Here is a 21,530-nt window from a genome sequence, read left to right as displayed (position 1 = left end):
GCACATGGCTGACTCGACTCTCGCGCTCGACGTCCACAAGGCTGACGGCAAGAAGGCAGGCTCCGTAGAGCTGCCCGCCGCCATCTTTGACGTCAAGACGAACATTCCGCTGATCCACCAGGTCGTCGTCGCGCAGCGCGCGGCAGCACGCCAGGGTACTCACTCGACCAAGCGTCGTGGCGAGGTTTCCGGTGCCGGTCGCAAGCCCTTCAAGCAGAAGGGCACGGGTAACGCCCGTCAGGGTTCAATCCGCGCACCGCACATGACCGGTGGTGGCATCGTCCACGGACCGAAGCCCCGCGACTACTCGCAGCGCACCCCCAAGAAAATGATTGCTGGTGCACTCCTCGGAGCGCTCAGCGACCGTGCTCGCGGTGAGCGTCTGCACATCGTTGACACGTTCGCGATCAACGACGCACCTTCGACGAAGGCAGCTGCCACGGTTCTCACCGCGCTGGCTCCCACCAAGAAGGTTCTCGTTGTCATCGAACGCGGCGATGAGATCACCGTCAAGAGCGTTCGCAACCTGTCTTACGTGCACGTCCTGACGTTCGACCAGCTGAACGCCTACGACGTGATCGTTTCTGACGACATCGTCTTCACCAAGGCCGCATACGATGCCTTCGTCGCGTCGAAGTCCGGCGAAACCTCGGAGGTATCGGCATGACCGCCGTCAACAAGGACCCGCGCGACATCATTTTGAAGCCGGTCGTCTCGGAGAAGAGCTACAGCCTGATCGACGAGGGAAAGTACACGTTCTTCGTGGACCCTCGCGCGAACAAGACTGAAATCAAGCTCGCTGTCGAGAAGATCTTCGGCGTCAAGGTTGCTTCGGTTAACACGCTCAACCGCGTCGGCAAGGCCCGTCGCACCCGCTTCGGACTCGGAAAGCGTAAAGACACCAAGCGTGCCATCGTGACCCTGAAGTCGGGCACCATCGACATCTTCACGGCAGTCGGCTGACGGTCGGGATAGAGGACAACAGACATGGCTATTCGTAAGTACAAGCCCACGACCCCGGGTCGCCGCGGCTCGTCAGTGGCTGACTTCGCCGAGATCACGCGATCGACGCCTGAGAAGTCACTCCTGCGCCCGCTCGCCAAGACCGGCGGCCGCAACAACCAGGGTCGCATCACCACCCGTCACATCGGTGGTGGACACAAGCGCCAGTACCGCGTCATCGACTTCCGTCGTAATGACAAGGACGGCGTGAACGCCAAGGTTGCTCACATCGAGTACGACCCCAACCGCACTGCGCGCATTGCGCTCCTGCACTACTTCGACGGCGAGAAGCGCTACATCATCGCGCCGAACAAGCTCAAGCAGGGCGACATCATCGAGTCAGGTGCATCGGCTGACATCAAGCCCGGCAACAACCTGCCCCTTCGCAACATCCCCACCGGTACCGTGATCCACGCGATCGAGCTGCGTCCCGGCGGCGGAGCAAAGATGGCACGTTCGGCTGGTGCTTCGGTGCGTCTGGTCGCGAAGGACGGTCCTTACGCGCAGCTTCGTCTGCCGTCGGGCGAGATCCGCAACGTCGACGTGCGCTGCCGCGCAACGATCGGCGAGGTCGGTAACGCCGAGCAGTCGAACATCAACTGGGGTAAGGCCGGCCGCATGCGCTGGAAGGGCGTCCGCCCGACAGTTCGTGGTGTCGCGATGAACCCGGTCGACCACCCGCACGGTGGTGGCGAGGGCAAGACGTCCGGTGGACGTCACCCAGTGTCGCCGTGGGGCCAGTCCGAGGGCCGCACGCGTCACGCCAACAAGGAAAGCGACAAGCTGATCGTCCGCCGTCGTACGGCCGGCAAGAAGCGTAAGTAGGTAGGAAGAGAAGATGCCACGTAGTCTCAAAAAGGGCCCCTTCGTCGACGAGCACCTGCTTCGCAAGGTCGTCGTTCAGAACGAAGCTGGATCCAAAAACGTCATCAAGACCTGGTCACGTCGATCGATGATTGTGCCGGCCATGCTGGGCCACACAATTGCGGTTCACGACGGTCGCAAGCACATCCCCGTGTTTGTGAGCGAGACCATGGTCGGTCACAAACTGGGCGAATTTGCCCCCACCCGAACCTTCCGCGGCCACGTGAAGGACGACAAGAAGGGTCGCCGCCGCTAACGCGGGGCGCTCTTTAGAGAGGACAGAGGAGGAGAACTAATGGTGGAATCCATCGCACGTGTGAAGCACATCCGCGTGACCCCTCAGAAGGCTCGTCGTGTCGTCGCGTTGATCAAGGGGAAGCAGGCGCAGGAAGCGCTTGCCATCTTGAAGTTCGCGCCGCAGGGTGCAAGTGAGCCGATTTACAAGCTCGTCGCCTCGGCAATCGCGAACGCTCGCGTTACTGCTGACAAGACGAACGAGTACCTGGACGAGCAGGACCTGTACGTGGCTAACGCGTATGTCGACGAGGGCACAACGCTCAAGCGTTTCCGTCCCCGCGCCCAGGGTCGTGCCTTCCAGATCAAGAAGCGCACGAGCCACATCACGGTTCTACTTTCGACCCCCGTGGTCGAAGAGACTGTGGCCGCTGCATCGACGAAGAAGGCGAGCAAGTAATGGGACAGAAAGTAAACCCGTACGGCTTCCGCCTCGGTATCACCACGGACCACGTGTCGCGTTGGTTCTCGGACTCCACAAAGCCCGGCCAGCGTTACGCCGACTACGTGGCCGAGGACATCAAGATTCGTAAGCTCTTGCTGTCGAACCTCGACCGTGCCGGCGTAAGCAACATTGAGATCGAGCGCACCCGTGATCGCGTCCGTGTCGACATCCACACTGCCCGCCCGGGCATCGTGATTGGCCGTCGTGGCGCGGAAGCCGAGCGCATCCGTACCGACCTCGAAAAGCTCACTGGCAAGCAGATCCAGCTCAACATCCTTGAGGTCAAGAACCCCGAGGCTGACGCGCAGCTGGTTGCTCAGGGAGTGGCCGAGCAGCTCTCCGCACGTGTGGCTTTCCGCCGTGCAATGCGTAAGGGTATGCAGGGTGCCGAGCGTGCGGGCGCCAAAGGTGTTCGTATTCAGGTTTCGGGCCGTCTCGGTGGCGCGGAAATGAGCCGTTCGGAGTTCTACCGTTCGGGTCGAGTTCCGTTGCACACGCTTCGTGCCAATATCGACTACGGCTTCTACGAGGCTCGTACCACCTTCGGCCGTATCGGCGTGAAGGTGTGGATCTACAAGGGCGACCTCACCAACAAGGAACTCGCCCGCGAGCAGGCTAACCAAAAGCCTTCCCGCGATCGTGGCGACCGTCCGCGTCGCGCGCCTCGCAATGAGGCCCCTGTCGCAGAAGGAGCATCGGCGTAATGCTTATTCCCCGCAAAGTTAAGTTCCGCAAGCAGCACCACCCTGGACGGTCCGGTCAGGCGACCGGTGGTACCGAGGTGAGCTTCGGAGACTTCGGCATCCAGGCACTTACCCCCGCGTATGTGACGAACCGTCAGATCGAGTCCGCTCGTATTGCTATGACGCGTCACATCAAGCGTGGTGGAAAGGTGTGGATCAACATCTATCCCGACCGCCCGCTCACGAAAAAGCCTGCCGAGACCCGCATGGGTTCCGGTAAGGGTTCGCCCGAGTGGTGGGTCGCGAACGTCAAGCCGGGTCGCGTCCTCTTCGAGGTCGCTGGCGTCGACGAGCAGCTCGCTCGCGAAGCTTTGACCCGTGCCATTCACAAGCTGCCGCTCAAGGCACGCATCATCAAGCGCGAGGGGGGCGACGCATAATGGCGATCGGAACCAAGCAGCTCGCTCCGAGCGAGCTCGACACGTTCGAAGACCAGCGCCTCGTCGAGGAGCTGCGTAAGGCCAAGGAAGAGCTGTTTAACCTGCGCTTCCAGTCGGCTACAGGCCAGCTTGAGAGCCACGGTCGCATTCGTGCGGTCAAGCGCGACATCGCGCGGCTCTACACCGTCATCCGTGAGCGCGAGCTCGGCATTCGTGCCACTCCCGCCCCGGTTGCGGCGACAAGCAAGGCAAAGAAGACCAAGGCGAAGAAGTCCGAGGAAACCCCGGACACCGCCGCAGCTACGGAGGAGGCTGAGTAATGGCCACCGCACAAAAGAAGGCGCCCGCCACCAAGAAGGCAGAAGAGACCCCTGTGGTCGATGCTGCTGGTCACGCGGGTAGCGAGCACGACGTTCGCGACGCGAGCGCACGTGGTTACCGCAAGGCCCGTCGTGGCTACGTCACGAGCGACAAGATGGATAAGACCATCGTCGTCGAGGTCGAAGACCGCGTTAAGCACCCCCTGTACGGCAAGGTCATCCGCCGTACGTCGAAGGTCAAGGTCCACGATGAGGGCAACACCGCTGGTATCGGCGACCTGGTGCTCATCAACGAGACCCGCCCGCTGAGCGCCACGAAGCGCTGGCGCCTCATCGAGATCCTCGAGAAGGCCAAGTAGGCCTCGGCCTCTTGGAACCCAAGGAGTAAGAAGTGATTCAGACTGAGTCCCGCCTCAAGGTGGCCGACAACACTGGTGCTAAGCAGCTGCTGACCATCCGCGTGCTCGGCGGCTCGAACCGTCGTTACGCAGGCCTGGGCGACATCATTGTCGCCACGGTCAAGGATGCAATTCCTGGCGGAAACGTAAAGAAGGGTGACGTCGTCAAAGCCGTCATCGTTCGCACCGTGAAAGAGACCCGTCGTTCCGATGGGTCCTACATCAAATTCGACGAGAACGCCGCCGTCATCCTGAAGAGCGACGGGGAGCCCCGCGGCACCCGCATCTTCGGACCGGTTGGTCGTGAACTTCGTGACAAGAAGTTCATGAAGATCGTCTCCCTGGCCCCGGAGGTCATTTGATCATGGCGAAAATTAAGAAGGGCGACCTGGTTCAGGTCATCTCGGGCGCCAAGCCCGAGCGCGGCGGAGACCGTGGCAAGCAGGGTAAGGTCCTCGAGGTCCTCACCGAGCGCAACCGCGTCATCGTCGAAGGCGTGAACTACGTCACCAAGCACACGCGCGTGGGTCAGACCCAGCGCGGCACCAAGACCGGTGGCATCGAAACTTTCGAGGCCCCCATTCACATCTCCAACGTTGCGATCGTTGACCCCGAGACGAAAAAGCCGACCCGTGTCGGCCGTCGCGTCGAGGAACAGGTCAAGGATGGCAACAAGCGCATCGTTCGCGTGCGCTTCGCTAAGAAGTCAGGCAAGGACCTCTGAATATGAGCACCGTGACTGCCGCGGAGGCTGGCAAGATCCAGCCTCGCCTCAAGCAGACGTACAAGTCGGAGATTCTTCAGAAGCTCCAGGACGAGTTCGGCTACAAGAACGTCAACCAGATCCCCGGCCTCGTCAAGGTCGTCGTCAACACCGGTGTCGGTGAAGCGGCGCGTGACAGCAAGGTGATCGATGGTGCTGTCGCTGACCTCACCAAGATCACCGGTCAGAAGCCGGTTGTGACGAAGGCACGCAAGTCCATCGCGCAGTTCAAGCTTCGCGAAGGTCAGGCCATCGGCGCACACGTCACCCTTCGCGGTGACCGTGCGTGGGAGTTCATCGATCGTCTCGTGAACCTCGCTCTGCCCCGCATCCGCGACTTCCGCGGATTGTCACCCAAGCAGTTCGATGGGCACGGCAACTACACCTTCGGTCTCCAGGAGCAGTCCGTGTTCCACGAGATCGATCAGGACAAGATCGACCGCGTTCGCGGATTCGACATCACGATTGTGACGTCGGCTTCGACGGATGATGAGGGTCGCTCATTGCTGCGTCACCTCGGATTCCCGTTCCGCGCTGACGGCGACAAGTAAGCTCTTCATTTGGGCATCTTGCCCACCACCACCACAGGTCGGCCGTCGTGTACCGGCGTACGAAACCTGGTGAACAAAGGAAACCAAACATATGACGATGACAGACCCGGTCGCAGACTTGCTGACCCGTCTGCGCAACGCGAACTCGGCACACCACGATTCGGTGTCGCTGCCGAGCTCCAAGCTCAAGACCCACATCGCTGAGATCCTCCAGAAGGAGGGTTACATCTCCGGTTGGGAGACCGCCGACGCTCGCGTTGGTCAGACCCTTACCCTCACGCTTAAGTACGGTCCGAACCGTGAGCGCTCGATTGCGGGCATCAAGCGCGTATCGAAGCCCGGTTTGCGTGTATACGCAAAGTCGACCGAGATCCCCACCGTTCTCGGTGGCCTCGGTGTTGCCATCCTGTCCACCTCCTCCGGTCTGCTGACAGACCGCCAGGCTGAGCAGAAGGGCGTGGGCGGAGAAGTTCTCGCCTACGTGTGGTGATCTGACATGTCACGTATTGGACGTCTTCCTATTGACATTCCCACCGGTGTCACCGTTTCGGTGTCAGGTCGGGATGTGCTCGTAAAGGGCCCCAAGGGTGAGCTGACGATATCGGTGGCTATGCCCATCGAGGTCAGCGTTAACGAGGGGCAGGTCGTTGTGACCCGTCCCGATGACGAGCGCGAATCGCGTTCGTTGCACGGTTTGACGCGCACGCTCATCAACAACAACATCGTCGGTGTCACGACGGGTTACACCAAGGGCCTCGAGGTCGTTGGTACGGGTTACCGTGTTGCTCAGAAGGGCGGCTCAGTCGAGTTCGCGCTCGGCTTCTCGCACCCGGTACTCGTTGAACCCCCCGCGGGGATCACCTTCACGGTAGAGGGCAACAACAAGCTCACCGTGAGCGGCATCGACAAGCAGGCCGTCGGCGAGGCGGCTGCGAACATCCGCAAGATTCGCAAGCCCGAACCCTATAAGGGTAAGGGTGTGCGTTACGCCGGCGAGGTCGTTCGGCGCAAGGCCGGAAAGGCTGGTAAGTAACCATGGCTGTGAAGACGAAGTCCGACGCCCGCGCGCGTCGTCACACCCGCCTTCGCAAGAAGGTTGTCGGCTCCGAGCTGCGTCCGCGTCTGGTCGTGACCCGTTCCGCCCGTCACGTATTCGTGCAGGTCGTGGACGACACCAAGGGTCACACTGTCGCATCGGCATCTACGCTCGAGACCGACCTTCGCTCGCTCGACGGTGACAAGACCGCTAAGGCCCGCAAGGTCGGCGAACTTGTTGCAGAGCGCGCAAAGGCAGCCGGCGTCGTCGACGTCGTGTTCGACCGTGGCGGCAACCGCTACGCGGGACGTGTCGCGGCTATCGCCGACGGCGCCCGCGAAGGGGGTTTGAACCTGTGAGCGAAAACAAGGAGAACAACGTGACCGCCGAGACCGAGGCTCCGGCCGCCGCGTCAGCCGAGGCCACCGCGCCTGCTGAGGGCGCGACGACTGAAGCTGCGACGACCACCGAGCGGGAGCCCCGCCGTGGTGGCCGGGAGCGCAATCCCAACCGTGACCGTAACTCACGCGACCGTGGTGACAACCAGTTCCTCGAGCGCGTCGTCACGATCAACCGTGTATCGAAGGTTGTGAAGGGTGGACGTCGCTTCAGCTTCACCGCCCTCGTCGTCGTCGGAGACGGCAACGGGGTAGTGGGCGTCGGCTACGGCAAGGCGCGCGAAGTCCCTCTCGCCATCTCAAAGGGTGTCGAAGAGGCTAAGCGCAACTTCTTCCGCGTACCGCGCGTTGGCTCGACCATCCCGCACCCGGTACAGGGCGAAGCAGCTGCCGGCGTTGTATTGCTGCGTCCGGCATCCGCCGGTACCGGTGTTATCGCTGGTGGCCCGGTGCGCGCCGTACTCGAGTGTGCTGGTATTCACGACGTCCTTTCGAAGTCGCTGGGTTCGTCGAACACGATCAACATCGTGCACGCGACGGTCGCGGCTCTGAAGCAGCTCGAAGAGCCTCGCTCAGTCGCCGCTCGTCGTGGACTCGACTTCGACCAGGTTGCCCCCGCACGTTTCATCCGTGCCGAGGCAGAAGCTGCGCAGAAGGTAGGTTCCTGATGGCTGAACGTCTGAAGGTGACGCAGATCAAGTCCAAGGTGAGCGAGAAGCAGAACCAGCGCGACACGCTGCGTTCGCTCGGTCTGAAGCGGATCGGCGACTCTGTCGTTCGTCCGGACGACGCGCAGACGCGCGGTTACGTCAAGACCGTTGCTCACCTCGTAAAGGTTGAGGAGATCAACTAATGGCTGAGAAGAAGGACGAGACGGCTAAGGCCGTCGCGACGGAGAAGCCGAAGGCTGCTCGCAAGCCCGCTGCCAAGAAGGCTCCGGCTAAGGCGGCAGCGCCCAAGGCTGCACCGGTCACCCGTCCGGGCGTGTTGAAGGTACACCACCTTCGCCCCGTCCCGGGTGCCAACACCGCTAAGACCCGTGTCGGTCGTGGTGAGGGCTCGAAGGGTAAGACCGCTGGCCGCGGTACCAAGGGAACGAAGGCACGCTACTCAGTGCGCCCCGGTTTCGAAGGTGGCCAGATGCCGCTCCACATGCGTACGCCGAAGCTGCGCGGGTTCAAGAACCCGTTCCGCGTCGAGTACCAGGTGGTAAACCTCGAGAAGCTCGCGGAGCTCTACCCGACCGGCGGTGACGTCACCATCGGTGATCTCGTCGCAAAGGGTGCGGTCCGTAAGAACGAAAAAGTTAAGGTGCTGGGCACCGGAGACATCGATGTTGCGATCAACGTGACGGTCGACAAGGTCTCTGGATCTGCCGAGCAGAAGATTGTCGCTGCCGGCGGCACAGTTAAGTAATCGACTTGAGGGGTCGGAGGATATCCTCCGGCCCCTCTTGTCTTTCCGGCTGGGATAGTCTGTTCCTCGGTGCGCCTCGTGGGGCATCGACACCCGTTCTGGAGGAATCCACTTGTTCAGCGCCATTGCGCGGGTTTTCCGCACACCTGACCTGCGGCGGAAAATCGCCTTTACCTTGGGCATCATCGCCCTGTACCGCCTCGGTGCTCACGTGCCGTCGCCGTTCGTCGACTTTTCCAACGTGCAAGAGTGCCTCGCCGATTCCGGTGGAGCCGAGGGGCTGCTGTCCCTCGTTAACCTCTTCGCGGGCGGAGCGCTGCTACAGCTTTCGGTATTCGCGCTCGGAGTGATGCCGTACATCACGGCGACGATCATCGTGCAGCTCCTGCGCGTTGTGATCCCGCACTTCGAGACTCTCTACAAAGAGGGCCAGGCCGGCCAGGCTCGTCTCACCCAGTACACGCGTTACCTGACGATCGCGCTAGCGCTTCTGCAGTCGACGACACTCGTCACTGTTGCGCGAAGCGGTCAGCTCTTCGGAACGACCGATGTGGCGTCGTGCTCGCAGGTTCTCACCAATGACGCATGGTGGGCTCAGCTCCTCATGATCATCACGATGACAGCCGGTACCGGTCTCATCATGTGGTTCGCCGAACTCGTTACCGAAAAGGGCATCGGCAACGGCATGTCGATCCTCATCTTCACCTCGATTGCGGCGTCGTTCCCCTCCGCCATGTGGCAGATCTTCGAGGCCAATGGCTTCGAGGTGTTCCTCCTGGTACTGGCCGTCAGCGTGGTCGTGGTCGCACTGGTGGTGTTCGTCGAACAATCTCAACGTCGAGTTCCAGTGCAGTATGCGAAACGAATGGTGGGGCGTCGTACCTACGGCGGAACGAACACCTACATTCCCATTAAGGTGAATATGGCCGGTGTAGTGCCCGTCATCTTCGCGTCGTCTCTCCTGTACATCCCCGCGCTCATCGCGCAGTTCAACGTGACCCCCGATGCGGATGGCAACATCCCGGATTGGGTCACCTGGGTGCAGACGAACCTCACGACCGGCGACAGCCCGATTTATATGGCTGTGTACTTCTTGCTCATCGTTGGGTTCACGTACTTCTATGTCGCGATCACCTTCAACCCCGTTGAGGTCGCCGACAACATGAAGAAGTACGGCGGCTTCATTCCCGGCATCCGTGCGGGGCGTCCGACCGCCGAGTACCTGGACTACGTGCTTACGCGTATTACGCTTCCCGGTTCGTTGTACCTCGGTCTGATCGCGCTCATCCCTCTGATCGCTCTCGCGACCGTTGGCGCGAACCAGAACTTCCCGTTCGGTGGCGCGTCAATCCTCATCATCGTCGGTGTGGGACTCGAGACCGTAAAGCAGATTGATGCGCAGCTTCAGCAGCGTCACTACGAAGGGCTTTTGCGATGACAACGCCTTCCGCTCGTTTGCTGATCGTCGGGCCCCAAGGGTCAGGAAAGGGAACTCAGGGCGCACGCATCGCGGCAGCACTCGGCATCCCCGCCATTTCTACCGGCGACATGTTTCGGGCTGCGATTGCGGGTAAAACTCCCCTCGGTCTCCAGGTTCAGGAGGTCATCGATGCTGGTGATCTCGTGCCGGACGAACTGACGAGCGCGGTTGTACGGGAGCGTCTCAGCGAGACAGATGCCGCTGGCGGTTTCTTGCTCGACGGGTACCCTCGAAACCTCGGTCAGGTGAGCGACCTCGACGCATTCCTCACCGATCGGGACGAAGAACTCACATCTGTCATCGAGCTCAGTGTTCCGCGCGACGAAAGCATCGCCCGCTTGACGCTCCGTGCCCAACAGCAGGGGCGAACTGACGACACCGAAGAGATCATTGCGAATCGCTTGCGTATCTACGAACGGGAGACGGCGCCGATTCTCGATGTCTACCGGGAACGCAACATCGTCGACGCGATCGACGGGGTCGGCACTTTGGACGACATCACATCCCGTGTGATCTCGGCGCTGCAAGCTCGTGGCTTGTCTGCCGACGCCGTTCGCTGACCTGCGAGTACCACGTGCTACGACGCTCGATATATAAATCCCCGGCTCAGCTTCGCCTGATGCGAGAACCGGGTCTCATCACCGCTGCCGCTCTCGACGCGGTTCGCGGGTTGATCGCACCCGGGGTGACAACGCTCGAGTTGGATGCGGCGGCATCCGCTGTGATCACCTCCGCCGGCGCCGAATCCAACTTTCAGATGGTGCGTGGCTATCGCCACACAATCTGTGTTTCCGTGAACGAGCAGGTCGTACACGGTATCCCCGGCGAACGTGTTCTCGAGCCTGGCGACATCGTTTCGGTAGACGCAGGAGCTGAGCTCCGCGGCTGGAACGGTGACTCCGCGTTCACCGTCGTCGTACCAGACGCTGACCGACCCGACGTTGTTGCTGACCGGGAAGAGCTTTCCCGCGTGACAGAAGGATCCCTGTGGGCAGGTATCGCATCGCTCGCGCGTGCGTCGCACATCGGTGAAATCGGCGCAGCGGTTCAGGACTACATCGAAGGTTCCGGGCACGAGTACGGAATTCTTCGCGACTACGTGGGTCACGGTATCGGGCGGAAGATGCACGAATCCCCTTCCGTGTTCAACTATCGCGTGAGTGATCCGGGTGCCGAGATACGTTCGGGGCTCGTGCTCGCAATCGAGCCGATGGTGGTAGCGGGTTCTGAAGAGACCTTCATCGAAGAGGATGACTGGACGGTATCAACCGTCGACGGTTCAGCTGGTTCACACTGGGAACATAGCGTCGCCGTGCATGATGACGGTATCTGGGTGCTCACAGCGCCCGATGGAGGCAAAGCTGGGCTTGCGCCTTTCGGCGTGGTTCCGCAAGAGATTCGATAGGAAAGTTTCGTGGCTGCAGCTGCACGTAAGGTCAATACGTTCGTCATTGGTGTCACCATCGCGGTGGTCGTTGTTCTCGGTGGCGTGACAGCGCTCGTCGTGTGGATGAACAATGCAGCTAGCGACCCCGGTGTAGCTCCCGAAGCATCCAACGTGAACACCGACACCGGTGCGATCGTCTTCGGCGATGGGCCCGACGTGGTCGACACGTATATCGACTTCATGTGCCCGTATTGCAATCAGTTCGAGCAGAGCGAGGGCGAGACGATTCAGGGGCTGATCGAGTCCGGCGACATCACGCTGAATGTGCACCCGGTTTCGATTCTTGATCGGCTCTCGAACGGCACTGAATACTCGAGTCGCTCCGCCGGTGCCATGTACGCGGTAGCCGCGGCAGACCCGGACAACGCATACGCGTTCCTCGAGGCGATGTACGAGAACCAGCCGGCGGAGAACTCAGACGGCTTGAGCGATGATCAGATTATTCAGATCGCCAAAGATGCGGGCGTCAACGTGACAAGCGACCTCGAAGACGCGATCACTTCGGGGGAGTACACGAAGTACGCGCAGTCCCAGTCTCTGCCTGATGGTGAGACCGGAACTCCCACGCTGGTCGTGAACGACGAGATCATTTCGATCACGTACGACCCGCAGGCGGATATCCTGGCGAACCTCAGCAGCTAATCCAGGTGATGGCGCCGTTTCACGGTGCCATCACCTGACGTCATCGTGTTGCCGAGGTTGGTTTTATCACGTATGATCGTTCTTTGGTGCGTTGCGCCTTTATTGGCGTGTCGTAGCACCACACAACCCTTACCCAACGCAGATCGACCGGTCTGCACCAAGCGCGAGCGAGGATATGGCGAAAAAAGACGGTGTCATCGAGATCGAGGGCACAATATCCGAGGCGCTGCCGAACGCGATGTTTCGCGTAGAGCTCAGCAACGGACACAAGGTGCTGGCAACGATCTCAGGAAAGATGCGGCAGAACTACATCCGTATCATTCCCGAAGACCGCGTCGTCGTAGAGCTTTCGCCCTACGACCTCACGCGTGGTCGCATCGTTTACCGCTACCGCTAAACCGGTCGAGAAGTAACGGCTGCCCTCACCAGGCAGCACGAAGACAGCGAATAGGAACATCATGAAGGTCAAGCCCTCAGTTCGGCCCATCTGCGATCACTGCAAAGTGATCCGTCGTCACGGCCGCGTCATGGTTATCTGCAAGGCGAACCCTCGCCACAAGCAGCGCCAGGGCTAAGAAGGATGCCGCTCACACGCGGCACTCACTCATAACTGAATACACATCTAAACGGCAGTATCAGAACCCCACCTCTACTGAGGCGGGGGGGACACCTCGGGCGGAGGCCCGAGCACCGATTCTGCTCCACACCTCCACATACTCCTAGGAGAGTCGCATGGCACGTCTTGCTGGCGTCGACATCCCGCGCGATAAGCGCGTGGTCATCGCCCTGACTTACATCTACGGCGTTGGCCGTACCCGTTCCGTCGAGATCTTGAAAGCTACCGAGATCGACGAGAGCATCCGCGTGAAGGATCTCACCGACGAGCAGCTCGTCGTGCTTCGCGATCACATCGAAGGCACCTACAAGGTGGAGGGTGACCTTCGCCGTGAGGTTGCCGCCGACATTCGCCGCAAGGTTGAGATCGGCTCCTACGAAGGCGTGCGCCACCGCCGCGGCCTTCCGGTGCGCGGACAGCGCACCAAGACCAACGCGCGTACCCGCAAGGGCCCCAAGCGCACCGTCGCCGGCAAGAAGAAGGCGCGCTAGGCCTCGCCAGCGCACCAGGATTTCTAGGAGATCAAAGCAATGGCACAGGCCAAAACCGCCGCGCGCAAGCCGCGCCGCAAAGAGAAGAAGAACATCGCGCTGGGTCACGCCCACATCAAGTCGACGTTCAACAACACAATCGTTTCGATCACCGACCCCTCAGGTGCCGTCATCAGCTGGGCTTCGTCCGGCGGCGTCGGCTTCAAGGGCTCGCGCAAGTCGACACCGTATGCCGCTGGCATGGCAGCTGAATCGGCTGCTCGTCAGGCCGCTGAGCACGGTGTAAAAAAGGTCGACGTTTTCGTCAAGGGTCCGGGTTCAGGTCGCGAGACCGCAATCCGCTCGCTGACGTCAGCGGGTCTTGAGGTCGGTTCTATTCAGGACGTGACCCCACAGGCCCACAACGGCTGCCGTCCCCCCAAGCGCCGCCGCGTCTGATGTTCCGGAGCCGGGGCGCCCTCTCCGGCGCTCCGGCATCCGTGTGTCTTAAAACAACTCCATATCTCACCCACTGCACGTGTCATATAGCGGACATGTCGCACGAAAGGAACACATAGTGCTCATCGCACAGCGTCCCACCCTCACCGAGGAGAAGATCGGCGAATTCCGTAGCCGATTCATCATCGAGCCGCTGGAGCCCGGTTTCGGGTACACGATCGGTAACGCGCTGCGTCGCAGCCTTCTCTCTTCTATCCCGGGTGCTGCCGTAACCAGCATCCGCATCGACGGCGTGCTGCACGAGTTCAGCACGATCCCCGGTGTGAAAGAGGATGTCACCGAGATCATCCTGAACATCAAGCAGCTTGTCGTTTCGAGCGAGCGTGACGAGCCGATCACTGCGTACCTGCGCAAGACCGGTGCGGGCGAGGTTACTGCTGCAGATATTTCGGCTCCTGCCGGTGTCGAGGTACACAACCCCGAACTCGTCATCGCGACGCTCAACGACACCGCGCGTTTCGAACTCGAGCTAACGATCGAGCGTGGCCGCGGCTACGTGTCTGCAACGCAGAACCGCAACGAGTACGCAGAGGCCGGTCAGGTTCCGATCGACTCGATCTACTCGCCCGTGCTCAAGGTCAGCTACCGCGTTGACGCAACACGTGCCGGTGAGCGCACCGACTTCGACAAGCTCATCCTCGATGTTGAGTCGAAGTCGTCGATGGCTCCCCGTGACGCCGTCGCCTCCGCCGGTCGCACCCTCACCGAACTGTTCGGACTCGCTCGCGAGCTGAACGTCGAGGCCGAGGGCATCGAGATCGGCCCGCCGCCGGTCGAGACGGTGCACACGAACGAACTGTCGATGCCCATCGAGGACCTCGATCTTTCGGTTCGCTCTTACAACTGCCTCAAGCGCGAGGGGATCAACACAGTTTCCGAACTGGTTGCCCTCTCGGAGACGCAGCTGATGAACATCCGCAACTTCGGTCAGAAGTCGGTCGACGAGGTGCGCGACAAGCTCATCTCGCTCGGACTGTCGCTCAAGGATTCGGTGCCCGGTTTCGATGGCGCTCAGTTCTTCGGCGGTTACGACGAAGAGAACGTTTGACCTTCGGGCCAGACACCGACCGACTTTTCACTCTGGAGTATTTGAGACATGCCTAAGCCCACGAAGGGTCCCCGCCTCGGAGGCGGCCCCGCACACGAGCGTCTGCTGCTTGCGAACCTCGCGGCTGCCCTCTACACGCACAAGTCCATCAAGACCACCGAGACCAAGGCAAAGCGTCTTCGTCCGCTCGCCGAGCGTCTGATCACGTTCGCAAAGCGGGGCGACCTGCACGCTCGTCGTCGGGTTCTCTCGGTCATCGGTGACAAAGAAGTGGTTCACACTCTCTTCACCGAGATCGCGCCGCTGGTTGCCGAGCGTGAGGGCGGCTACACCCGCATCACCAAGGTCGGAAACCGCAAGGGCGATAACGCGCCCATGGCCGTCATCGAACTGGTTCTCGAGCCCGTTACGAAGAAGGCTTCGAAGGTCACCAAGAAGGATGCAGCCGCTCCCGCCGCCGAAGAGGCTCCGGTTGAGGAAGCACCCGTCGAAGAGTCCGCGGCCGACGCTGGTGCCGAATCGTCTGAAGAGGGCGAAGCGGCTGAGACTGCAGCGGAGGAAGCCGTAGAGGCTCCCGCCGAAGACACAGACAAGGCGTAATACGGCTGGGCATACGCCCACCCCATGCACGCAACGAAGAACCGTGGGTCCGATACGGACCCACGGTTCTTCGTTGTCTATGGGGATGCTGAGTGGCTTCCGCAACGCTACCGCAAGAAAAGCGCAAGATGCCACGAAGAAGCGCGAAAACCCGGCCTTCGCGGGCACGATTCAAAGCTGAACGTGCTTGTCTGCAAACGGTGCGGCGGCAGTCGCGGCACCTTGGGGAGACTTGTGTCGGAGACGACGCTGCCGGAATTTGGGGCCAGGTTAGATGTCGAAAGCACGCTCGACGCCGACACGTCGTCGGCAGTGGGGTACTGAGCGCTCGTGGATGCCGCTACCGGCGATGCATCCCGCACCGTCGACCGCGAAGCTCATCTGGGGCAACATCGCGATCTGGTCGACGATCGTGATCTGGGTGCTCTATGTCGTGAGCGTCGTGTTCGCACAGCTCGTCGGCGGTGCGTTCGATACAACGCTGCGAATTGTGGAAGCCGTGTCCTACGTACTGGTCGTGACCTTCCTCATGTTCTCGGCTCTCATGTACCTCGTCGCGCGCCAGGGCGCGTACGGGCGCTTTCTGCACCACGAGCGGGTGCCGCGCGCCGAACTCGACGACCATTTCGGCAGCACGCACGAGCCGCTTACGGTACTCGTGCCTTCGTACGCGGAGGAGCCGGCTGTCGTCAGAAAGACGTTGTGGTCGGCGGCGCTTCAGGAGTATCCCTCGTTGCGCGTCGTGCTGCTGCTTGACGACAACCCCGAGCCCGCAGACGAGAGCGATGCGGAGCGTCTCGCTACGACACGTGCGGTTCCTGCAGAGATCGAAGCGGCACTGCGAGAGCCTGCGGAGCGTTTCTCTGACGCGTGGCTGGAGTGTTCTCACCAGTTGATGATCGACGGTGTGCCCGTCGAGACCGTCATGCCGGGTCTTGCCGCGGAATACCGTGCTGGCGTCGAATGGCTTCGCGCTATGGCGGACGCCGAGCGCGACGAAGACCACGTGGACGACTTCTTCATCGGCGAAGTGCTCGAAGGCCTCGCCGACGACCTCGAAGAAACAGCGATCGCCGTCGAGGCCGCGATTGCGGCAGAGCACGCTCTCAAACCGGAGCGAATTCAGCAGTTGCTGCGTCGCCTTGCCTGGATCTTCTCCGCCGAGGTGACGTCGTTCGAGCGAAAGCGGTACGCATCGCTGTCGCACGAAGCCAACAAGGCCATGAACCTCAATTCGTACATCGGTCTCATCGGCGGACGTTACCAAGAGCACGAGACACCCGACGGACGGATGCTTCGTTATGTTCCGGGCACTGAACCCGCCGACTTCGTGATCCCCAACTCCGAGTTCATCCTGACGCTAGACGCCGACTCGCTCCTGCTTCGCGACTACTGCCTACGGCTCGTCTACTTTCTCGAACAACCTGAGAACTCGCGCGTGGCCGTGACGCAGACCCCGTACTCATCGTTTCGCGGCGCGCCCTCCCGTATCGAGCGACTGGCGGGGGCGACGACTGACGTGCAGCACATTCTGCACCAGGGGATGACGGCCCACAACGCCACTTTCTGGGTGGGCGCAAACGCGGTAATCCGTATGGAAGCGCTCGATGACATCCTCGAGATCGAGTCGTCGGGGGGCCTCGATGTGCGGCGCTACGTTCAAGACCGCACCGTCATCGAAGACACCGAATCCAGCGTTGATCTCGGTGAGCACCGGTGGACCCTCGTTAACTATCCCGAGCGCTTGAGCTACAGTGCGACGCCGCCTGATTTCGGCTCCCTCGTCGTGCAACGTCGGCGGTGGGCAAACGGCGGGCTGGTCATCTTGCCGAAGCTCTGGCAGCAGATGCGAGAGCGTCGTCGTGATGGAATGCCCATGAAGGCGATGGAAGTGGCGCTTCGCGCCAACTATCTCGCGTCCATCATGTGGGCAAGCTTCGGTCTGGTTTTTCTGCTGATCTATCCGTACGACAGCAGGCTCGTGAGTCCCCTTGTCTTCCTGGGCGCTGTCCCGTACTTCGCCGCGATGGCCAGCGACCTCCATTACACCGGTTACAAGCGCACCGACATCTTTCGCATCTACGGCTTCAACCTCATCCTGCTACCGGTCAACCTCGCGGGTGTTCTGAAGTCGATTCAACAGGCCATCACGGCGAAGAAGATTCCGTTCGCGCGCACACCGAAGGTGAGGGACCGCACTGCTGCACCCTTTGTCTTCGTCGTCGTGCCCTACATCATCGTCGGATTCTCGGCATACATAGCATGGCAGAGCTTCTTTCAAGAAAACTGGTGGTTGTTCGGGTTCGCGTCTTTCAACACCGTGTGCGCGATGGGGGCGATCATCGCGTACATCGGTATCTGGAACTCAGTTGTTGACGTGTGGCTCGGCCTCACCGATTGGATGTGGGTCGAAGCATCCAAAGGCAAGCACGCCAATTCGGATGCGGCGACGCTTGACTGGCAGGCGGCGCTCTATCGCGGAGCGGCAGCGCCCGGCGAAAATACCCGCGGCACACGTCGTGAGCGCCCTATCGCCGAGACTCCACAGCAGCAGAGTGAATCTCCTGACCCCGCGCTGATAGACGACCGGCCGACTGGAGATGCGCCGGCAACTGGTGAGCACTCAGCTGACTCGGCGCACGCGGTATGAGCTCGGGTGAGTCGCGTGCCGGCCGGCACGGCGGCAGACGTCTGTCATGGTGGCGGCTCTTGCTCGCGCTCGCTGTGGTCGCCGTGGTCGCTGTGGGTGCAGTGTTTCTGGTGCGTGCGGCGGTTGCTCCGGTCATGGCGGAGGGCGATGGCGAGGCGGCTACAGCGCCGTGGTTCGGGGGCTACCTCGATGTAACTCTCGCCGACGACTACACACTCCCGACGACTGTCGACGCCAGCACCTCGACGACTGTGCTTGCTTTCGTTGTCGCCGATCCTGACGATGAGTGCACGCCTACGTGGGGCGGCGCGTATGACCTCGATGAGGCATCCGCGAATCTCGATGTTGATCGCAATATCGCTCGTTACCGTGACGCAGGCGGCGATGTCGTCGTTTCGTTCGGTGGCATGGCGAACTCCGAATTGTCTACTGTCTGCAGCGACCGAGATGCTCTTAGCGATGCGTATATGGCGGTGGTAGATCGATACGATCTCGACACGATCGATCTCGACATCGAGGGTGATGATCTTTCGGACACTGTAGCCGGCGCGCTGCGGGCTGATGCCATCGCAAAGGTGCAAGCCGAGCGTGCAGCAGACGGAAGCGACCTCGCCGTGTGGATGACGTTGCCGGTGTCACCGGATGGTCTCACCGACGACGGAGTGCGGGCGGTGCAACAGATGCTGCAAGCGGGAGTGACGCTGGCCGGTGTGAACCTCATGACGATGGACTACGGTGTCGATCTCGGTGGGGCAACGATGGCTGAGGCATCCGAATCTGCGATCGAGGGAGCGAACGCTCAGCTCGTGCGTGTGTTTACGGACGCTGACATTGCGCTTTCCCACGGCGAAGCCTGGAGCATCTTGGGTACCACTGCGATGATCGGGCAGAACGATATCTCGGGCGAGGTCTTCACGATGAAGGATGCTGCGGACCTCAACGCCTATGCACTCGACAAGGGCCTCGGACGCATGTCGATGTGGTCGCTCAACCGAGACCGAACGTGTGGCGAGAACTATCCGAACACCGCAGTGGTCTCCAACGAGTGCAGCGGTGTGGATCAGGATGGCGACACATTCGCTGGTCTGCTCAGTGCAGGCTTTGACGGATTGATTGAGACATCGCCGACGACCACGTCGTCGCCGACACCGACGCGCGGGGCTACTGCGATCGTCGATGACCCCGACACGAGCCCATTTCCGGTCTGGTCGTCGAAGCAGTCGTATTCAGCCGGGGTAAAGGTCGTGCGCCAGGGGTACGTATACGTTGCTAAGTGGTGGACTGACGGTGAGTACGATCCCGCTGATCCCACAGTGAGCGCTGCTGATTCGCCCTGGCTGTATGTGGGCCCTGTGTTGCCCTCGGACAAACCATTCACGCTGCCGACAGTGCCTGCCGGTACCTACCCGGAATGGGACGAAAAAACGAACTATGCGGCGGGCGAGCATGTCGTCGTCGACGACGTTCCGTTCGTCTCTAAGTGGTGGACGCAGGGAGACGACCCGATGGATGCCGTGACCGACCAGACCCAGAGCGCATGGCAGCTCCTCGACTCAGATTCCGCGAGCCGCTAGGGCAACAGATCTTGCCCGGCTCGCGCGAGTTGCGAACGCTGTAGGTCCTTCATCGCTCGGTCGATCGTGTCGCAGAATATACGTCCACCTGATTCGCTGGGGTGGATTTGATCGCCGGCCAGCAGATCGACGTGCGGCGAAATCGCGCCTGACCAGTCTGCGAGTTCGACATTTCGATGCACGGCGGAGAATCGTGCCAGCTCGGAGTTGACGCCTTCGATCCAGTCGCGTGGGGCGAACGCATTCACGAGGATGAGCTGTCGGGACGGCCCGACGATGCTTTCGATGCTGTCGAGCGCCTCGGAATCGATCGCGCCGTTAGTTCCGAGTGCCACGATGACGTGATCGCGAAGTTGTCCGGACTGTGCGAGGTCTTGCAGCACGCTGACTCCCTGCCACATCGAGCGGGATACCGCTGCGTCGATGGCGATACCCGGGTATCGCTCGATCAAGGCTGGCGCCGATGCGAGCATGACAGAGTCGCCGACAGCGGTGATCTGGTCGCCTTCGATGGGCGCAAGCGCGGGGAGCGGTTTCGGAAACAGCGAGATGGGGGCAGGAGGCACTTTCTTGGCAGCTCGGTCAAGCGCTGCCGCACCGGCAGCGACGACAGCCTCGCTCGAGGTCGCGGCGGGCGCTGCCGCGATAGCCGCAGAAGTGCCGCCAAGTGCGATCACACACGCTGTGATCGCCGTGATCGCGCCGAATCGGGTGGTCGGCTTGCCTCGGAGGCGTCCGAAGAATCGAGAAAGGCTCATCCGGAAGCCATATCTCCGAATCGGCACCTCGAGGTAGCGGTACGAGAGTGCTGCGCACGCGAGAGTGAGAACCGCGGTCGATATTCCGACCGTCACTGGGACATCCGATGCCGCCGTGTGCCCCACAGTGGCTGCTGTCAGCAGCACGAGGAGCGGCCAATGCCAGAGATACAGCCCGTACGACCTGCGCCCGATCCAGCGGAACGCTGGCGCGTCGAGAGCGCTCCCGATTCGTGAACCAGGCCAGGTGCCGGCGATGAGCGCGATGCCGGTCAGGATGCTGGCCGCGACGAGGACACCGGGGAAAGAGGCGATGCCGTCTACCTCCGGTAGGAGCGCGACGCCAATGAGCGCCGCAGTCGCGATGCCCCCCACGACTTCGACGCTCGTTCGAATCCGTGGCGCGTGCATCCACTGTCGTGGGGTCGCCAAGACATGCTGTAACCCGAATGCGAGCGCGACACCGATCAGCAGCCCGAAGCCGTGGGACTCCGTACCGAAGTACGCGCGGGTGAGGTCTCCTCCGGTGGCGACAAGAACAGCCATCCACGCCGCCGATGCCACCGCAAGCGTCGCGGCGAGGAGTACACGTGCACGAGTGCGGGGGAGCAGCAGGAAGAGCGGAAGGGCGAGCGGCCACAATACATAGAACTGTTCTTCAACCGCGAGCGACCAGAGGTTCCGGAAAAGCTCCGGCGTAGTCGCGTTGAAGTACGAGGCGCCTTCGGCGATCGACGCCCAGTTGTAGCTGAACGTGACTGCTGACAACAGCTGTTGGCCAAGACGGACGAGGACGTCACCGCCGACGAGCCAGGCCAATGACGAGCAGACGGTGAGAAGCAGAGCAAGTGCCGGCAGGAGGCGTCGCGCTCGTCGCCGCCAAAAGGAGAACAGCGCGATGCGGCCGGTACTTGCGCGTTCGCGGAGAAGGAGGGACGTGATCAGAAATCCACTGATCACGAAAAAGACATCGACGCCAACAAAGCCGCTGCGAAAGATCCACCCCGGAAACAGGTGGTAAAGCACAACGAGGATGACGGCAAGAGCGCGCAGCCCATCAAGGCCCGCGTAGTACGCGGTCCTGGGAGGGGTGCTGGAAGAAGATGTCATCGGGTG

31 protein-coding genes are annotated in these 21,530 nt (G+C 61.4%); 30 read left to right on the top strand and 1 reads right to left on the bottom strand.

The features are described 5' to 3' along the window. Positions 1-4: 4 nt before the first annotated feature. The 30 genes from rplD (at position 5) to G6N83_RS04470 (ending at position 19,656) form a co-directional block, all read left to right on the top strand. A complete protein-coding gene (gene rplD / locus G6N83_RS04615; protein ID WP_165139814.1) occupies positions 5-667 on the top strand; it encodes a 50S ribosomal protein L4 in 663 nt (220 codons plus the stop codon). After that, positions 664-963, top strand: a complete 300-nt coding sequence (gene rplW, locus G6N83_RS04610; protein ID WP_165139812.1) for a 50S ribosomal protein L23 — start codon at positions 664-666, stop codon at positions 961-963. Before rplD ends, rplW begins: the two co-directional genes overlap by 4 nt. 24 nt (positions 964-987) lie before the next feature. Then, positions 988-1,827 (top strand): 50S ribosomal protein L2, encoded by an 840-nt coding sequence (rplB, locus tag G6N83_RS04605; RefSeq protein WP_165139810.1) that lies wholly within the window; start codon positions 988-990, stop codon positions 1,825-1,827. A gap of 13 nt (positions 1,828-1,840) precedes the next feature. Then, positions 1,841-2,122 carry a 30S ribosomal protein S19 gene (gene rpsS / locus G6N83_RS04600; protein ID WP_141929808.1) on the top strand — a complete coding sequence of 94 codons (282 nt, stop codon included), beginning with the start codon at positions 1,841-1,843 and terminating at the stop codon, positions 2,120-2,122. 39 nt (positions 2,123-2,161) lie between these two features. Beyond that, positions 2,162-2,560 carry a 50S ribosomal protein L22 gene (gene rplV, locus G6N83_RS04595; protein ID WP_165139808.1) on the top strand — a complete coding sequence of 133 codons (399 nt, stop codon included), beginning with the start codon at positions 2,162-2,164 and terminating at the stop codon, positions 2,558-2,560. Further along, positions 2,560-3,309, top strand: coding sequence for a 30S ribosomal protein S3 (rpsC, locus tag G6N83_RS04590; protein WP_165139806.1), 750 nt, complete (start codon positions 2,560-2,562; stop codon positions 3,307-3,309). Before rplV ends, rpsC begins: the two co-directional genes overlap by 1 nt. Continuing rightward, entirely contained in the window at positions 3,309-3,728 is a 420-nt protein-coding gene (gene rplP, locus G6N83_RS04585; RefSeq protein ID WP_165139804.1) for a 50S ribosomal protein L16, read from the top strand. Before rpsC ends, rplP begins: the two co-directional genes overlap by 1 nt. Beyond that, on the top strand, positions 3,728-4,048 hold the full coding sequence (rpmC, locus tag G6N83_RS13910; RefSeq protein WP_165139802.1) for a 50S ribosomal protein L29: 321 nt from the start codon (positions 3,728-3,730) through the stop codon (positions 4,046-4,048). Before rplP ends, rpmC begins: the two co-directional genes overlap by 1 nt. Continuing rightward, positions 4,048-4,407 carry a 30S ribosomal protein S17 gene (gene rpsQ, locus G6N83_RS04575; protein ID WP_208379728.1) on the top strand — a complete coding sequence of 120 codons (360 nt, stop codon included), beginning with the start codon at positions 4,048-4,050 and terminating at the stop codon, positions 4,405-4,407. Before rpmC ends, rpsQ begins: the two co-directional genes overlap by 1 nt. Positions 4,408-4,439: 32 nt before the next feature. Beyond that, the gene (gene rplN, locus G6N83_RS04570; RefSeq protein ID WP_165139800.1) at positions 4,440-4,808 is read left to right on the top strand and encodes a 50S ribosomal protein L14; all 369 of its coding nucleotides are present in this window, start codon (positions 4,440-4,442) and stop codon (positions 4,806-4,808) included. A gap of 2 nt (positions 4,809-4,810) precedes the next feature. Continuing rightward, a complete protein-coding gene (gene rplX / locus G6N83_RS04565; RefSeq protein ID WP_165139798.1) occupies positions 4,811-5,170 on the top strand; it encodes a 50S ribosomal protein L24 in 360 nt (119 codons plus the stop codon). Positions 5,171-5,172: 2 nt separating this feature from the next. Continuing rightward, on the top strand, positions 5,173-5,760 hold the full coding sequence (gene rplE / locus G6N83_RS04560) for a 50S ribosomal protein L5 (protein WP_165139796.1): 588 nt from the start codon (positions 5,173-5,175) through the stop codon (positions 5,758-5,760). Positions 5,761-5,851: 91 nt separating this feature from the next. Then, the gene (gene rpsH, locus G6N83_RS04555) at positions 5,852-6,250 is read left to right on the top strand and encodes a 30S ribosomal protein S8 (RefSeq protein ID WP_165139794.1); all 399 of its coding nucleotides are present in this window, start codon (positions 5,852-5,854) and stop codon (positions 6,248-6,250) included. 6 nt (positions 6,251-6,256) lie between these two features. Next, on the top strand, positions 6,257-6,793 hold the full coding sequence (gene rplF, locus G6N83_RS04550) for a 50S ribosomal protein L6 (RefSeq protein ID WP_165139792.1): 537 nt from the start codon (positions 6,257-6,259) through the stop codon (positions 6,791-6,793). A 2-nt stretch (positions 6,794-6,795) separates the two neighbouring features. After that, positions 6,796-7,155, top strand: a complete 360-nt coding sequence (rplR, locus tag G6N83_RS04545; RefSeq protein WP_165139790.1) for a 50S ribosomal protein L18 — start codon at positions 6,796-6,798, stop codon at positions 7,153-7,155. After that, a complete protein-coding gene (gene rpsE, locus G6N83_RS04540; protein ID WP_165139788.1) occupies positions 7,152-7,862 on the top strand; it encodes a 30S ribosomal protein S5 in 711 nt (236 codons plus the stop codon). Before rplR ends, rpsE begins: the two co-directional genes overlap by 4 nt. Then, positions 7,862-8,047: a 50S ribosomal protein L30 gene (gene rpmD / locus G6N83_RS04535; RefSeq protein ID WP_165139786.1), complete on the top strand. Its 186-nt coding sequence runs from the start codon at positions 7,862-7,864 to the stop codon at positions 8,045-8,047. The genes rpsE and rpmD overlap by 1 nt, the downstream gene beginning before the upstream one ends. Continuing rightward, positions 8,047-8,610 carry a 50S ribosomal protein L15 gene (rplO, locus tag G6N83_RS04530; RefSeq protein WP_165139784.1) on the top strand — a complete coding sequence of 188 codons (564 nt, stop codon included), beginning with the start codon at positions 8,047-8,049 and terminating at the stop codon, positions 8,608-8,610. The genes rpmD and rplO overlap by 1 nt, the downstream gene beginning before the upstream one ends. Positions 8,611-8,722: 112 nt before the next feature. Next, the gene (secY, locus tag G6N83_RS04525) at positions 8,723-10,048 is read left to right on the top strand and encodes a preprotein translocase subunit SecY (protein WP_165139782.1); all 1,326 of its coding nucleotides are present in this window, start codon (positions 8,723-8,725) and stop codon (positions 10,046-10,048) included. Then, entirely contained in the window at positions 10,045-10,650 is a 606-nt protein-coding gene (locus G6N83_RS04520; RefSeq protein WP_165139780.1) for an adenylate kinase, read from the top strand. The genes secY and G6N83_RS04520 overlap by 4 nt, the downstream gene beginning before the upstream one ends. A gap of 14 nt (positions 10,651-10,664) precedes the next feature. Beyond that, positions 10,665-11,495: a type I methionyl aminopeptidase gene (gene map, locus G6N83_RS04515; RefSeq protein WP_165139777.1), complete on the top strand. Its 831-nt coding sequence runs from the start codon at positions 10,665-10,667 to the stop codon at positions 11,493-11,495. Between the two features lie 9 nt (positions 11,496-11,504). Next, positions 11,505-12,179, top strand: a complete 675-nt coding sequence (locus tag G6N83_RS04510; RefSeq protein ID WP_165139774.1) for a DsbA family protein — start codon at positions 11,505-11,507, stop codon at positions 12,177-12,179. A gap of 175 nt (positions 12,180-12,354) precedes the next feature. Beyond that, positions 12,355-12,576: a translation initiation factor IF-1 gene (infA, locus tag G6N83_RS04505; RefSeq protein WP_047544504.1), complete on the top strand. Its 222-nt coding sequence runs from the start codon at positions 12,355-12,357 to the stop codon at positions 12,574-12,576. A gap of 61 nt (positions 12,577-12,637) precedes the next feature. Further along, on the top strand, positions 12,638-12,754 hold the full coding sequence (rpmJ, locus tag G6N83_RS04500) for a 50S ribosomal protein L36 (RefSeq protein WP_165139771.1): 117 nt from the start codon (positions 12,638-12,640) through the stop codon (positions 12,752-12,754). A 157-nt stretch (positions 12,755-12,911) separates the two neighbouring features. Then, positions 12,912-13,286, top strand: coding sequence for a 30S ribosomal protein S13 (rpsM, locus tag G6N83_RS04495; protein WP_165139768.1), 375 nt, complete (start codon positions 12,912-12,914; stop codon positions 13,284-13,286). Positions 13,287-13,325: 39 nt separating this feature from the next. Next, complete coding sequence (gene rpsK / locus G6N83_RS04490) at positions 13,326-13,724, top strand: 30S ribosomal protein S11 (RefSeq protein WP_165139765.1); 399 nt, start codon at positions 13,326-13,328, stop codon at positions 13,722-13,724. A 118-nt stretch (positions 13,725-13,842) separates the two neighbouring features. Further along, positions 13,843-14,832 carry a DNA-directed RNA polymerase subunit alpha gene (locus G6N83_RS04485; protein ID WP_165139762.1) on the top strand — a complete coding sequence of 330 codons (990 nt, stop codon included), beginning with the start codon at positions 13,843-13,845 and terminating at the stop codon, positions 14,830-14,832. 48 nt (positions 14,833-14,880) lie between these two features. Further along, the gene (gene rplQ, locus G6N83_RS04480) at positions 14,881-15,432 is read left to right on the top strand and encodes a 50S ribosomal protein L17 (RefSeq protein WP_165139759.1); all 552 of its coding nucleotides are present in this window, start codon (positions 14,881-14,883) and stop codon (positions 15,430-15,432) included. 274 nt (positions 15,433-15,706) lie between these two features. Continuing rightward, the gene (locus tag G6N83_RS04475) at positions 15,707-18,082 is read left to right on the top strand and encodes a glycosyltransferase family 2 protein (RefSeq protein WP_165139756.1); all 2,376 of its coding nucleotides are present in this window, start codon (positions 15,707-15,709) and stop codon (positions 18,080-18,082) included. Then, positions 18,079-19,656, top strand: coding sequence for a chitinase (locus G6N83_RS04470; RefSeq protein ID WP_165139753.1), 1,578 nt, complete (start codon positions 18,079-18,081; stop codon positions 19,654-19,656). The genes G6N83_RS04475 and G6N83_RS04470 overlap by 4 nt, the downstream gene beginning before the upstream one ends. Here the strand turns inward: G6N83_RS04470 and G6N83_RS04465 are convergent. Next, positions 19,653-21,524, bottom strand: coding sequence for an acyltransferase family protein (locus G6N83_RS04465; protein WP_165139750.1), 1,872 nt, complete (start codon positions 21,522-21,524; stop codon positions 19,653-19,655). The two genes, G6N83_RS04470 and G6N83_RS04465, sit on opposite strands and share 4 nt — an antisense overlap. Positions 21,525-21,530: the final 6 nt, after the last annotated feature.

This window comes from Microbacterium endophyticum (assembly GCF_011047135.1).
Taxonomy (GTDB): domain Bacteria; phylum Actinomycetota; class Actinomycetes; order Actinomycetales; family Microbacteriaceae; genus Microbacterium; species Microbacterium endophyticum.
Note: the sequence above shows the minus strand (reverse complement) of the source record. Positions and strands in the feature narration are given on the sequence as shown.